This is a genomic window from Citrobacter sp. Cb023, from assembly GCF_030336805.1.
In the GTDB taxonomy this organism is placed as follows: Bacteria; Pseudomonadota; Gammaproteobacteria; order Enterobacterales; family Enterobacteriaceae; genus Citrobacter; species Citrobacter braakii.
The window spans coordinates 1-211 of the sequence record NZ_JAOWCV010000008.1 but is presented as its reverse complement, the minus strand read 5'-3'; the positions used below and the strand labels follow the sequence as shown (position 1 = coordinate 211).

The following is a 211-nucleotide window of genomic DNA, read 5'->3' as shown; positions in this document are numbered from 1 at the left end:
CTCAGAAGTGAAACGCCGTAGCGCCGATGGTAGTGTGGGGTCTCCCCATGCGAGAGTAGGGAACTGCCAGGCATCAAATTGCAGTAAACCGGGATGAATAATCCGGGTAGTGACAAAGAAATTCGGTGGAGCGGTAGTTCAGTTGGTTAGAATACCTGCCTGTCACGCAGGGGGTCGCGGGTTCGAGTCCCGTCCGTTCCGCCACTTATTA

At 54.5% G+C, this 211-nt stretch carries 1 tRNA gene; it reads left to right on the top strand.

The window, feature by feature from the left end:
* Window positions 1-127 precede the first annotated feature (127 nt).
* Window positions 128-204 (top strand) — tRNA-Asp (locus OGW44_RS00050).
* Window positions 205-211 lie beyond the last annotated feature (7 nt).